Here is a 12,635-nt window from a genome sequence, read left to right as displayed (position 1 = left end):
ATGAGCAGCGCCGCTGTCAAACCGATCCCGGACGGGATGCACTCGCTTACCCCCTATCTGATCTGCGCCAACGCCGCGGATGCCATCGCGTTCTACACGAAGGCCTTCAACGCCGTCGAACAGTTCCGCCTGCCGGGCCCGGACGGCAAGGTGATGCACGCCTGCCTGAAGATCGGCGACTCCATGCTGATGCTGACCGACGAATGGCCCGACCATCAGACGTTCGGGCCGAATACGCTGAAGGGCACGCCAGTCACGATTCATCACTACGTGCCGGACGTCGACGCCAGTTTCAAACAGGCCGTCGAGGCCGGCGCGACCGTCGTGATGCCAGTCGCCGACATGTTCTGGGGCGACCGTTACGGCCAGGTGAAGGATCCGTTCGGCCATAGCTGGTCGCTCGCCACGCACACGCGCGATCTGAGCACGGAGGAAATCCAGCAAGCGATGGCCACGATGAAGTGAGACGGGTGACGCGAGGCCCATCCGCCTGACAGGGAGGAGAAACGTCATGCAGAAGATTGCGCCGTGCCTGTGGTTCGACGGCAACGCGGAAGAGGCGGCCCGCTTCTATACGTCCGTGTTTTCCGATTCCCGCATCGCCACCACGCTGCATTACACGGACGCAGGCCCCGGCCCGCAAGGCGGCGTGCTGGCCATCACGTTCGAGATCGAAGGCCAGGAGTTCATGGCCTTGAACGGCGGCCCGCAATTTCCGTTCACGCCGGCGATCTCGCTGTTCGTGCACTGCGGCTCGCAGGATGAGATCGACCGCTACTGGTCGAAGCTCCTCGACGGCGGCAAGCCGTGGCAATGCGGCTGGCTGCAGGACCGCTTCGGCGTGTCGTGGCAGATCGCGCCCGACGCGCTCGGCCAGATGCTGCGCGATCCGGACACCGCGAAGGCGAGCCGCGTGATGAAGGCGATGATGAAAATGGAGAAGCTGGAAATCGCGCCGCTGGAGCAGGCGTATCGCGGCGGATAGGAACGCCGCGTGGCCTCGCGGCCACCGGGCAGCGAGGCCACCACGGCGCTATCTTTGACAGGATCGGTCTCGCCCCATAAACGGCGGGACATCAACGGTGCGCGTCAATCATCAGGCTTTCTTCTGCTCGCTGTTTGTCGCGCGTCTCGCCGATCAGATCCTGCTGTTTCTCGTGCCGCTCCTCGTACCAGTTGGGTTTCGTCCTCGGTCCAATGCTGGCCGTTTGCCGGTCTGCTGGTCACCCTGTTCTCCGCGCGTGCGCAGACCGGCGCGCTGATAGTCGCGCTTTCGCTGGCGATGGGGGCATCGGCGCGGCGGTGTCGGTCGGCTCGGCACTGCTGCGGCGCAAGCGCGCGCTGTCACTCGGAGAATGACGCGGCGTTCGCCACCGAGCCATGCGCGCAGCGCACCTTGTCGCGCATCGACAACAAGGGATCTCAACGCCGCAACGCGCCTAGACCGGCTCGCACACCACCGCGAATTTCAGCAGTTGCGTGGGCCCGAACGCATTGCTGATCGCGACGTCGGCCGCGTCGCGCCCGCGCGCCATCAGAACCCGCCCGGTGCGCGGCGCGTTGTTGCGGGGATCGAACGTCTGCCAGCAGCCGCCGACGTACGCCTCGAACCACGCGGCGAAATCCATCGGCGCATACGGCGGCGGCAAGCCGACATCGCTGAGATAGCCCGTGCAATAGCGCGCCGGTATGTTCATCGCGCGGCATAGCGCGACGGCCAGATGCGCGAAGTCGCGGCACACGCCCTTCCTCTCGTGCCATGCCTGCCACGCGGTCTTGGTCGGCCGTGCGAAGTCGTAGCCGAACACGATGTGCCGGTGCACGTAGTTGCAGATCGCATCGACGCGCTCGCGGCCGAGCGGCAGTTTGCCGAACGTCTGCCACGCGAATTCGGAGAGCAGATCGGTTTCGCAATAGCGGCTGCCGAGCAGAAACACCAGCGTATCGTCGGGCAACATCTCCACCGGATGCTGTTCGGTAAATGGCGGCCGCTGCTCCGGCTCGGGCGACACGTCGAGCACCGCGCTGGTCGAGAACGCAATTTTTCCCGGCGGCGCGACGAGCCGGCTGCACAGATTGCCGAAGCCGTCGCGATACTGGCGGATCGGCACTAGCGGATCGACCGTCAGCAGATCGGGACTCAGCATCTCATTCGCATGCGAATAGTGCGTGTTCAGCATCAACAACATCGGGGTCGGTTGCACGCACTCGTAGACCAGTTCGTAGCCAACGCTCAATTTCATCGCGGCGCCCTCTTCCTGTTGAAACGTTCACTTGATGCGCACGGAGAACCGGCCACGTGGATGCTCGTCGCTAACACGTTTCGATTTGCAGCACCGGGAGATTCAGCGCGCGCTCATTCACCGGCATTCACCCTCATCCACTTTCGGTCACGCTCACGTCGACCTGCAAGCCGCGAAACGAATGGGTGTCGCCCGGACGGTTCACGCATTTCTCCGTGCGGCGCACATAGAAAAACGCGCTCTTGATGTCGAGTGTCATCGCGCGCAACAGCGCCATCGTGCTGCCTTTTGCGCTGATGCCCGCGCCGCCATTGCCATCGTTATAAGCAATGCTCGTGCCACCGCTGCTCGCGCTCGGCACGAATCGGCGCGCCCGCTTGTCGACATCGCTGTCCGGATACGGGCGGCTGCACGTGTTGACAAGATCACACGCCTCTTCGTCGGTGTAGGCAAACGGCCTTGATTGTGCTCTTGCTCTGTGAGCATAGCCACCCTTGCGATCCACCGCCGCGATGTAGCCAGCGGCGCGTCGATGCTTCGACGCGCCGCGCTACATCGATGCAAAAAGCAGCTCAGGCCGCCGCTGCTTGCGGCATCGCGTCGCCCTGCTCGCCGCCCAGCGCGTCGAGCAGATCGGTCAGCATGCGGTCGAGTTCGGCGGTCATCAGCGTGACGTCGGAATCGAAGCGTTCGTCGTCGTTCTGCGCGGTCGGGTCGCTCGTTTCCTTCAGCACGTCGAGCGGCGCGATGCGTTTGATCGTGAGCGAAGGCGTCAGCACGAACGACACGCGATCGTTCCACGTCATCGCAAGACGCATGCACTGCTTGCCGGCTTCGATATGGCGGCGCATATCTTCGGTATCCAAAGTATGTCCCACGTAACGCACGGTGGCGTTGCCTTCCGTGGGCGAGCGCAACTCGGTGTCCTGGTCGAGCGTGAAGCCCGCCGGACCCTCGCCGGACAGCAGCCATTCGGTCATCGCCGCGACCGGCGACTGCGTGACGCGCACCGTGCCGAGCGGCAGCTGATCGATCGACTTGACCAGCAGACCGCGCACTTCGTCGGCGACCGTTGGCGACGCCGCGTCGATCACGAGCCAGCCGTTCTTGCAGTCGATCCACACACGGGTATCGCGGCGAATGCTGAACGCGCGCGGCAGCAGTTCGTCGGTGACCTGCTCCTTGAGTTCGCGCATCTGCTTGCGGCCGGGTTTGAAGCCCTGCTGTTCCTCGAGTTCGAGCGCGCGCGCCTTGGTCACTTGCGTGACGACCGACGCGGGCAGCAGTTTCTTTTCGGTGCGGAACACCAGCAGCATCTGGCCGTTGAGCGCGTACACGAGCGAATCGTTGTCGCGCGGCGACGCCCAGCCGTGGCTTTGCATCTCGACGCTATTGCCGGGCGCAAACGCGTGCGGCGCGAGCCACTTCTGCATCTGTTCGGGGGTGACGGACCACGGAGCGGGAAGACGGTGCAGCTGAAGGTTTTTGAACCACATGGGCGAGGTCGTTTCCGGGCAAAGCGCGTCATTCTATATGACGAAGGAGCTGGCGCGTTCGCGCGGAGCATCACGGCTTGCCGGTCATTTTCAAATTGACACCGAGAATCCTTCAAACGATAGGCCGATTATCAAATTTCGACCGTGAGCCAGAGAATGTGTTTCATCCACTTACACTTCTCCCGGCCGCATCGTCGAGAACGGGCACCTCGAAGACAATCTGACGCTGCTCAAACAGCTCGGCGCGATCAAGCCATAGTGCTTTGCCGTATCCGTCTTTAAGCGCGTTTTACGCGCAAATCACCTAGACTTTTTGATAGGCGCGACGAAGACGGAGGCGGCCATGGCCGATGAAACCGCACCCTGGCAAATGGTGGAATACGAGGGCTTCGAGATTCACGTGGCGCCCTTCCCCAAGGACCCGCCCAACGAAGCGAAGCCGGCGGCCACGGCGGATAACCGCTACACGTACGTCGGCTATGTGTGTCATCCGGGCGCCGATCCGGCCATCCCCGGCCATGCGGTGCCGTTTCATGCGGACGGAGAAGAGAGCTTCGCCAGCAAGGACGATGCGCTCTACGAAGGGGTGCATGTGGGACGCAGCATTGTCGACGGCACGCATCCGGATCTGACGGTGCTGCCGCTGGTGACTGGCGGCGTGTGACGCGCGTGCGTTGTCGGCGCGGGCTGTTGAGGGCAGGTGTGCTACGTTGGGCGCCCCGTCAGCTAAACGCCCGCTTGATCCGCGACTTCAGCAGCGCGCGCCGCAGACGACCGGTTTGCTCGGGCTCGCTCACCGCCGCGCCGCCTTCGATAGCGGTGCCGCGGCGCAGGTAGTAGCGATCGAAGGTGGCTTGCGTCATGCCCCACTTGTTGAGGAACTGGCGGCGCCCATCGTTCTTGACGACCTTGCCGGTGCTCTTCTGCTGGAAGTGATAGACCAGACTGTCGCCGACGCCGACGAACACGCGGCAGCCGGCGTCCCACAGTTTCATCGAGAAGTCGTTGTCGCTGCTCATGCCGGGACTCAATTCGCTGCTATAGCCGCCCACCTTGTGCCACCAGTCGCGATGCACGAGCGTCGGCGGCCAGGTCGCGCCGCGCCAGTCGGCGCGCACGAGTCCGGGCGCGGCGGCGACGAGTTCGCCGGCGCGGAAATTCTCCACGTCGCGGCCGAAGTTATGCACGACCACGCAGGGATTGCCGGAATCGACCGGTTCGATCATCGTGCCGGACAGCATGAACAGGTTGTCGGCCGGCATCTGCGCGAGACGTTTGACGAGCGCGTCGTCCCAGCCGGGGCAGCAGTACATGTCGTCGTTCATGTAGACGACGTAGTCCTGCGTGGCGCGCGCCGCCGCGATATTGACCGCGTGACAGATGCCGATGTTGCCGGGTGACGCGGTATGTTCGATGCCCTCGTCGCGCACCCAGGCGAGCGTGCCGTCCGAGCCGTCGTTGACGTGCACGATGATCTGATGCGCGTGCGTCGAATGACGCCGCAGGCTGTCGATCACGAGACGCAGGTAAGGCAGATTGTTCCAGGTCGGGATGATGATAGAGAACATCGATTCGGTCCGTTGAGCTGGGTGCGGGCGCGGCATGCGCCGCGCGCCGGCCATGAGTTTCGCGGGGATTGTACCGCCGCGGCCCGCCCGCACGACAAATACCGCGGCCCAGGTCTCCGGGCTCGCGCCTTCCCTCGACTGACCGCAAGCATTTCGCAAGGAAGGGCACGGTTATAATCGCGATCGCTCTACCGTCTTGAAAATGTATCCAAATGGTCCGGCTCCCCCAGCAACTCCACCACCGGAACGGTAGTGTTCATACAAATCGTTGCCCTATGATTTTTGCTTCCAGTCTGGTCTGGCTCTGCACAGCCCTGCTGTTTCTCGCGCCCGCGGTCAATCTGATGTGGCGCGGCGGCACCGGCTACTGCTTCTTCGCACTTCTCGCGCTGGCGCTCGGCGCCGCTGTCGTCAACCGGCGCATGCCGGGCTATTTCTCGGCGCTGCGCACCTACCGCTGGTTCACCATCGGCATGCTGGCTCTGGTCGTGGCGATCGGCGTCCAGCAATTGCTGTTCGGCTACTGGCTGCCTCGACAGTTCGACGCGTTGTCGCGCTTCGTGCTCGCGTTGCCGGTCTTCCTGCTGCTGCGGCAGTTGCCGTCGCGAAATCTGCGCATGATCGGCTGGGGCTGCGCGGCCGGCGCGCTGGCAGTCGGCGTCTGGGCAATCGCCAATCAGCCCCCCGGCGGCTGGACCGATGCGAATCGTCTGAATAATTCGTATACGAACGCGATTCCGTTCGGCGATACCGCGCTGCTGCTCGGTTTCCTGTCGGTCTTCACGCTCGGCTGGGACCAGCCGCGCGACTGGCGCGTGCTTCTGCCGCGCCTGCTGGCGCTGGCGTCAGGCGGCTACGCGTCGTATCTGTCGGGCACCCGTGGCGGCTGGCTGGCCGTGCCGGTGTTCGTCGTGCTGCTCGGCATGCAGTATCAGTGGTTCGCGCACAAGAAGCGGCTGCTGGTCGCGACGCTGGCGATCGTGATCGCGGCCGGCGCGCTGCTCTCGACCGAGCGCATTCATAAGCGCCTCACCGAAGTGTCGACCGATGTGTCGATGCTGCATAAGGGCGAAGACTCCACGTCGGTGGGTCTGCGTCTGCAGTTGTGGAATGCGTCGCGGATGATCTTTGTCCATCATCCGGTGTACGGCATCGGCAAGGGGCATCTGGTGGACGAGTTGGGCGTGATGGCCAAACGCGGTGAAGTAAAGGCCGAGATCGTCAACGAGCGCGCCCATAGCGACTTTTTCTCCACACTCGCCGAAATGGGCGCGGTCGGCGTGGCCTGCCTGCTGCTGTTTTACTACGGAATCTCGGTGTATTTCTGGCGGCACCGGCACTCGACCGACCCGGCGACTCGCGCGGCCTCCTATGCGGGCCTCGCGGTCGCCACCAGCACGGTGATTTTCGGCCTGACCATCGACGTGCTCGTGCCGATCATGGTCACAGCGCTGCTCGCGTTGCTGGTCGCCACGCTGCTCGCGGTCGTCGATGCAAGGAAGCGCGAATTGCAGACGGAGCAAGCGCCCGCGTCACGTGCGGAGCGCCGCGCCGCTGAGGTCAAGGCCTGAGGTCTCGTCCGGGTTCTCGACAAGCCGGCGCGTCCATCCGGTTCGCGCCGGCTTTTGCTTGCCATCGTCCACACTGCCTTTCACTGTCCCGCTCGCACGCCGGCGGCTTTCGCTCACCTGCTTTCACACCGTCGGCCGCGCCCCACCCGGGCGCGCGGCGCACACCGGTTCACCGCGTGAAGAGCGCATAGAGCGCGGCGACATGCGCATCGATGCCCGGGTCGTACACCAGACTGTCGAGCGGCTTCGCGATCCGCGCGCCACCGCCGCGCACCCGTTCCACCGCCTGCTCGATCGCACGCTCGAAACTCCCCGCCGACTGCCGCGAAAACTCGATCTTCGCCGCGCCGGTGACGGTCTCCGCCGAGCCGACGTTGTCCGCGATCACGAGCGGCGTGCCGCACATCACCGACTCGACGCCCACGAGGCCGAACGGCTCGTACGCCGATGCGACGACGGTAAAGTCAGCGGCCGCGAACAGCTTTTCGATCTCCTTGCTGTAGCCGGCATAACGAATCGTGTCGCTGGTTTGCGGCACCGGCCGGCCTGCCACCACGAGGCATACCGGCAGCGTGGTCCGCGCAAAGAACGCCTCCAGCAGCGGATAGCCTTTGCGTTCGTGGCTGGTCGAGGAGAACACGAAGATCACGCGGTCTTCCGGCAGATCGAGCTGGCGGCGCACCGCCGCACGCGCCGCGTCGGTCAGCGGCTGGAAGCGCGCGGTGTCGACCGGCGGATAGAGCACGTCGATGCGCCCGGCCGGCACGCCGTAAAAGCGCTGCAACTCGCGGCTCATCAATTGCGAATGCGCGACGATCGCGCGCGCCTGCGTGTAGGCGCGTCGCTCCAGTTCGATCTGCCACTCGTCGCTGCGACGCACGCTGCGGCCTGCGGCTTCGAGCGAGCCCGGGTGCGTGCCGCCGCACAACACGACGTCGGCATGCGTGGAGTGATTGATCGAAAAGACGCAGGCGGGCCGGTGCCGTTTCAGGCGCTGTTTCAGACGCCAGTCGAACGCGAGGTTGCGCAGCTTGCGCGGCGCCCAGCGCACGTTCAGCGGCTGTGCGTCGATCCATGCCGCCTCGGGCAGCGCGCGGTCGATTTCACGGGCGAACAGCGTGGGACGCAGCCCCATTCGATGCAGCCCGGCGATCACGTCACGGGTGTAGCGTTCGGCGCCACCGCTATTTTTCAGCGCCTGGGCGGTCAGCGCGATGTCGGTGAGTAGACGGCGGGTCGGGTCGGACAAGGATCGGATCTCGGTAAAGGGCCACTCGGGCCACTCGGGCCACTCGGGGCACACGCGCGGCACAGGCGGCGAACACATGGCGCAGCGCTGCGCGGGCTGGTTTTTCGAAAGCAGCGGCAATTGTAAAGGATGCCTCTCACGGCTCTCCTGAAGCTCTCTCCGCGCAGCCCTCGCGCGACCGATTAAAATCTAGCCCAATTGCAACCGCCCTCACTCCATGACCGATAGCCTGTCGTCCAACCCTTCCCCCGCCGCGTCGGCCACCGAACGCCCGTTGGTCACGATGCTGCTGATCGCCTACAACCAGGCCGGGCAGATCGGCGACGCCGTGCGCAGCGCGCTCGCGCAAACCTATCAACCGCTCGAAATCATCATCTCCGACGACGCGTCCAGCGACGCCACCTTCGCCGCGATCGAAGCGGCGCTCGCCGGCTACAGCGGCCCGCATCGGGTGATCACGCGGCGCAACGCGGCCAACCAGGGCATCAGCGCGCATCTGTCGCAAATCGCGCAGCGGGCTCGCGGAGAACTGCTGTTCGTCGCCGCCGGCGACGACATGTCCGCGCCCAATCGCTGCGAGCGCGTGGTCGACTTCTGGCTCGCGCACGAGCGCCGCCCCGACCTGATCGCCACCGACCTCGCCGACATGGACGAAGCGGGCCACGTTCACGAACGGGTCAGCCCGACCGAACTCGATACCTATCGCAGTTTCGACGACTGGCTGGCCGGCCGCCCATGGCTCGTCGGCGCGGCGCACACGTGGTCGCGGCGTCTGTTCGAGCGCTTCGGGCCGATGCTGCCAGGCGCCGCCGCCGAAGATCAGATCATGGTGCTGCGCGCGATCCTGTCGGGCGGCGCCGTCAGCCTGCGTGAGCCGCTGGTGCGCTACCGGCGCGGCGGCCTGTCGCGCAAACGCCGCTATGGCTCGGTGGCTGAGCTGGTCGCGCGGATGCGCCAGAGCAATCGTTATGGACTGGCGGAACTCGCGCAGTTGCAGCGCGACGCCGAGATCGGCGGCGTGGGCGAACGCATGCGCGCGGCGCTGGCGCCCAAGCTCGCGCGTGAACAGTTCATCCACGCGATGTTCGAGGCTGGCAGTACCGGGGAGCGTGCGGCATTGCTGATGCGCGGCGCCGGCGTGAAGCTCGGGCTGCGCGTTCGCATGTTTCTGTACGCGAGCTGTCCGGCGGTCTACGCGCCTGGCATCTGGCTCAAGCGCGTCGTGCGGAAAAACCGCCGCTGAGAGAAGCGTGTTACAGCGGCGTGTTACAGCGCGCCGCGGCGACGGCGCAGCCGTCGCCCAAAGCTTGACCGCGGCGCGTCGACGCCGAAGCTCAGCACGTTCCTGCGCAAGCGCCGGATCATCTTCACCGCACGCACGAAGGTCTCGCCGGTGTGGCTGAGCATCACGAATTCGAACGCGCCGCGCCAGCTTTCGATGCCGCGTGAGAACGCGTGCATATCGTCGCGCGCGTCGACCGGCAACTCCGCGCCAAAACGCCACGCGAACAGACGGATCTGATCGGCGATGCCGTCGATCTGCCGCCGCCGGCCGGCGCCGCGCCGCCGCGCCGCCTCGACGCCGCATTCGTCGCGCGCGCCGGCCGCGGCCCGTTGATTGGTCGCGCTCGCGCCGACCGCATTGCTGTCATGCTGACGATATTTGAGGTGCGGCGCCGCGACGTGCCGAATCTCGCCGAACGACGCCACCACCATCGAGAGCCACCAGTCGTGCATCACGATGCCGGCGGGAAACGGCAACGCGCGCTCCAACGCGGCGCGGTTGACCAGCATCGCGCAGCCGGGGACATGATTGCTCAGCAGAAAGTCGCGCAGACGCTCGGCTCGGCGCGACTTCGCGGTGATGTCGAACAGCGATTTCGACAGACAGCCCAGCGTGGCGTCCACCAGTTCGATGTCGCAGAAGGCCAGCGCCGGCGTGGCCCTGCCCCGCGCGCGTTCCACGCGTTGCAGATCGTGCATCAGATCGGTGACTTTCTCGGGCGCCCACACATCGTCCTGATCGGCGAGTGCGACGTAGTCGCCACGGCAGCCTGCCAGCGCGCGCTCGAAGTTGCCCACGATGCCGACCCGTTCGCCATTGCCCACCAGCCGCACCGGGACTCGCCCGGCGCAGGACGCCAGCAGCTCGCGCGTGCCGTCGCTGGAGGCGTCGTCGGACACCACCAGTTCGAGATTCGGCCAGCTCTGCGCTTCCAGCGAAGCCAGCAGCTCAGGCAGATAGGTGCGGCCGTTGTACGTCGCAAGCGCAATTGAAACCAGTGGCTTGCTGGGGTCGTCGTGAAACATGGGTGGTCGGATCTCCGCGGTGCGGGCTGGTGGCAGGCCGCCAGCATGCGATTAGTGCGACAGGAGCGCAACAAATTGAGACTAAAACGCAACATTGTCCCAAAAATCAAACTAGAGGATCACTTGACAAGCGCGGGTAAGGGAAATCGGCAGCCAATCCGCCGACAATGCCGGCTGGCCCGCCCTGGCGCGGCGATGACCAGCAAACGCCCGCTGATAGCGCCGCCAGCCGGATATTGCCGCAATGCGGGAAATGGCCCCTGATCAACCGGGGTAATGATGCGCGACGCCAGCCGACCGGCCGAGCGTCGGTCAAACGGGCCAGATCAGGCCGCGTTCTGCTGGAACTGGATGCGGTGCAGATGCGCGTACAGCCCGTTCTCCTTCAGCAGTTCGCGATGGCTGCCGCGCTCGACGATGCGCCCGGCTTCCATCACGAGAATCCGGTCGGCGCGCTCGATCGTCGACAGCCGGTGCGCGATGACCAGCGTCGTGCGCCCCTTCATCAAGGTTTCCAGCGCCGACTGCACGTGGCGCTCGGACTCGGAATCCAGCGCCGAGGTGGCTTCGTCGAGAATCAGGATCGGCGCGTCCTTGTAGATCGCGCGCGCGATCGCCAGACGCTGCCGCTGGCCGCCCGACAGCATCATGCCGTTGTCGCCGACCAGCGTGTCGATGCCGTTCGGCATCGCCTCGACGGTGTCCCACAGGTTGGCCGCGCGCAGCGCCGCCTTGACCTTCTCCGGGTCGGCCGTCTGACCGTACGCGACGTTGTTGGCCACCGTGTCGTTGAACAGCACCACGTCCTGGCTCACCATCGCGATCTGGCTGCGCAGCGCGTGCAGGCCGTATTCCGGCAGCGCCACGCCGTCGACCAGAATCGCGCCGCCGGTCGGATCGAAAAAGCGCGGCAGCAGATTCACCAGCGTGGTCTTGCCGCTGCCCGATGGGCCCGCCAGCGCGACCATTTCGCCCGGCGCCACCTTGAACGACACCCGGTCGAGCGTGTGGCGGTTATGCGTGGCGCTGGTGCCGTACGTGAACGACACGTCGCGGAATTCCACTTCGCCGCGCGCGCGCTCAAGTGCCTTGCCGCGGCCTTCCGGCTCGGACGGCTCGTCGATCAGGCCAAAGATCAGTTCGCAGGCGGTCATGCCGCGTTGCAGCGGCTGGTTCACGTCCATCAGGTGCTTGAGCGGCGAGATGATCAGCAGCATCGAGGTGACGAACGCGACGAAGCCGCCGACCGTGGTCTGATCCGACGACGACTGCACCACCGCGATCGTAATCACGACAGCCAGCGCGATCGAGGCGAGGAACTGCGTCAACGGTTGCGCGAGACCGCCGGAGACCGTCATGCGCATCGCGTAGCCGCGCAGGCGCTTGCTCATCGCCGTGAAGCGGTCGATCTCGTACTGCTCGCCGTTATGCACCTTGACGACTTTGTAGCCGCCCACCGTCTCTTCCACGATGTACGACAGTTCGTTGGTCAGCAGTTGATGCTCGCGGTTCAGGCGCCGCAGCCGGCGGTTGATCTTGCCGACCAGCCAGCCGATGCCGGGCAACAGCACCGCGACGATCAGCGTCAGACGCCAGTTCAGATAGAACAGATAGCCGAGCAGGAAGATCACCGTCAGCGAATCGCGCACCAGCGTCACCATCACGCTCAGCAGCACGTTGAGAATCTGGTTCACCTCGAAGACGATCGCGTTGATCACCGTGCTCGCGGTTTCGCGCTGGAAGAACGCGACGCTCGTGTGGATCATGCGGTTGAACATCTTCAGGCGCAGGTCGAGCAGGATCCTGTTCGACACGTACGCGAGCAGATAGCCGGACGCATATTGCGACACGCCGCGCACCAGCGCGAGGCCGATCACCGCGACCGGCACGAACCACCTGGCGTTGTCGCTCGCATGCGCGCCGAAGCCCTTGTCCAGCAGCGGTTTGAGCAACGCGGGGATGGCGGCGTCGGTGGCGGCGCTGACGGCCATTGCGATGATCGCGCCGACGACGACCCACAGCAGCGGCTTGATATACGGCCACAGGCGCCGGAAGACGACGGCCGGCGACGACGCCTCACCTGAACCGATGGGTTTGCTTAACGTTGGCTTCGCGCTCAAGGAATCCTCTGGGAATGCGGGACAGCAACCGCGCGGCGGACTGGATGGGCGCCGCGCGGAATATCAAAAGAGAGCATT

12 protein-coding genes are annotated in these 12,635 nt (G+C 65.2%); 5 read left to right on the top strand and 7 right to left on the bottom strand.

Annotated elements, in window-relative coordinates:
* Positions 1-465, top strand: a complete 465-nt coding sequence (locus tag HV744_RS16220; protein WP_175150501.1) for a VOC family protein — start codon at positions 1-3, stop codon at positions 463-465.
* A 46-nt stretch (positions 466-511) separates the two neighbouring features.
* On the top strand, positions 512-985 hold the full coding sequence (locus HV744_RS16215; protein WP_175150500.1) for a VOC family protein: 474 nt from the start codon (positions 512-514) through the stop codon (positions 983-985).
* A gap of 454 nt (positions 986-1,439) precedes the next feature.
* On the opposite strand, the gene HV744_RS16210 is transcribed toward HV744_RS16215, so the two are convergent.
* The 3 genes from HV744_RS16210 to HV744_RS16200 form a co-directional block, all read right to left on the bottom strand.
* A complete protein-coding gene (locus HV744_RS16210; protein WP_175150499.1) occupies positions 1,440-2,243 on the bottom strand; it encodes a transglutaminase-like domain-containing protein in 804 nt (267 codons plus the stop codon).
* A 133-nt stretch (positions 2,244-2,376) separates the two neighbouring features.
* On the bottom strand, positions 2,377-2,604 hold the full coding sequence (locus HV744_RS37300) for a hypothetical protein (RefSeq protein ID WP_246279060.1): 228 nt from the start codon (positions 2,602-2,604) through the stop codon (positions 2,377-2,379).
* Positions 2,605-2,815: 211 nt separating this feature from the next.
* Positions 2,816-3,739, bottom strand: coding sequence for a recombination-associated protein RdgC (locus HV744_RS16200; protein WP_175150498.1), 924 nt, complete (start codon positions 3,737-3,739; stop codon positions 2,816-2,818).
* Positions 3,740-4,082: 343 nt separating this feature from the next.
* Here HV744_RS16200 and HV744_RS16195 point away from each other — a divergent pair, with 343 nt between their 5' ends.
* Positions 4,083-4,403 (top strand): hypothetical protein, encoded by a 321-nt coding sequence (locus HV744_RS16195; protein ID WP_175150497.1) that lies wholly within the window; start codon positions 4,083-4,085, stop codon positions 4,401-4,403.
* 58 nt (positions 4,404-4,461) lie between these two features.
* On the opposite strand, the gene HV744_RS16190 is transcribed toward HV744_RS16195, so the two are convergent.
* Entirely contained in the window at positions 4,462-5,307 is an 846-nt protein-coding gene (locus HV744_RS16190; protein ID WP_175150496.1) for a glycosyltransferase family 2 protein, read from the bottom strand.
* A 275-nt stretch (positions 5,308-5,582) separates the two neighbouring features.
* Between HV744_RS16190 and HV744_RS16185 the strand changes: the two genes are divergently transcribed.
* On the top strand, positions 5,583-6,878 hold the full coding sequence (locus HV744_RS16185; RefSeq protein ID WP_175150495.1) for an O-antigen ligase family protein: 1,296 nt from the start codon (positions 5,583-5,585) through the stop codon (positions 6,876-6,878).
* Between the two features lie 169 nt (positions 6,879-7,047).
* Here the strand turns inward: HV744_RS16185 and HV744_RS16180 are convergent, their stop codons facing one another.
* Positions 7,048-8,127, bottom strand: coding sequence for a glycosyltransferase family 4 protein (locus tag HV744_RS16180; protein ID WP_175150494.1), 1,080 nt, complete (start codon positions 8,125-8,127; stop codon positions 7,048-7,050).
* Between the two features lie 217 nt (positions 8,128-8,344).
* Here HV744_RS16180 and HV744_RS16175 point away from each other — a divergent pair, with 217 nt between their 5' ends.
* On the top strand, positions 8,345-9,370 hold the full coding sequence (locus HV744_RS16175) for a glycosyltransferase family 2 protein (RefSeq protein WP_175150493.1): 1,026 nt from the start codon (positions 8,345-8,347) through the stop codon (positions 9,368-9,370).
* 23 nt (positions 9,371-9,393) lie between these two features.
* Here the strand turns inward: HV744_RS16175 and HV744_RS16170 are convergent, their stop codons facing one another.
* Together HV744_RS16170 and msbA are read right to left on the bottom strand one after the other, a co-directional pair.
* A complete protein-coding gene (locus HV744_RS16170; protein WP_175150492.1) occupies positions 9,394-10,437 on the bottom strand; it encodes a glycosyltransferase family 2 protein in 1,044 nt (347 codons plus the stop codon).
* Positions 10,438-10,763: 326 nt separating this feature from the next.
* Positions 10,764-12,557 (bottom strand): lipid A export permease/ATP-binding protein MsbA, encoded by a 1,794-nt coding sequence (gene msbA / locus HV744_RS16165; RefSeq protein ID WP_175150491.1) that lies wholly within the window; start codon positions 12,555-12,557, stop codon positions 10,764-10,766.
* Between the last annotated feature and the right edge of the window lie 78 nt (positions 12,558-12,635).

This window comes from Paraburkholderia ultramafica (assembly GCF_902859915.1).
In the GTDB taxonomy this organism is placed as follows: Bacteria; Pseudomonadota; Gammaproteobacteria; order Burkholderiales; family Burkholderiaceae; genus Paraburkholderia; species Paraburkholderia ultramafica.
Note: the sequence above shows the minus strand (reverse complement) of the source record. Positions and strands in the feature narration are given on the sequence as shown.

Coding starts and splice junctions, on each gene's coding strand:
- HV744_RS16185 (WP_175150495.1), top strand. CDS start 5,583: ATGATTTTTGCTTCCAGTCTGGTCTGGCTCTGCACAGCCCTGCTGTTT.
- HV744_RS16175 (WP_175150493.1), top strand. CDS start 8,345: ATGACCGATAGCCTGTCGTCCAACCCTTCCCCCGCCGCGTCGGCCACC.
- HV744_RS16170 (WP_175150492.1), bottom strand. CDS start 10,437: ATGTTTCACGACGACCCCAGCAAGCCACTGGTTTCAATTGCGCTTGCG.
- HV744_RS16220 (WP_175150501.1), top strand. CDS start 1: ATGAGCAGCGCCGCTGTCAAACCGATCCCGGACGGGATGCACTCGCTT.
- HV744_RS16190 (WP_175150496.1), bottom strand. CDS start 5,307: ATGTTCTCTATCATCATCCCGACCTGGAACAATCTGCCTTACCTGCGT.
- HV744_RS16200 (WP_175150498.1), bottom strand. CDS start 3,739: ATGTGGTTCAAAAACCTTCAGCTGCACCGTCTTCCCGCTCCGTGGTCC.
- HV744_RS16215 (WP_175150500.1), top strand. CDS start 512: ATGCAGAAGATTGCGCCGTGCCTGTGGTTCGACGGCAACGCGGAAGAG.
- HV744_RS16195 (WP_175150497.1), top strand. CDS start 4,083: ATGGCCGATGAAACCGCACCCTGGCAAATGGTGGAATACGAGGGCTTC.
- HV744_RS16210 (WP_175150499.1), bottom strand. CDS start 2,243: ATGAAATTGAGCGTTGGCTACGAACTGGTCTACGAGTGCGTGCAACCG.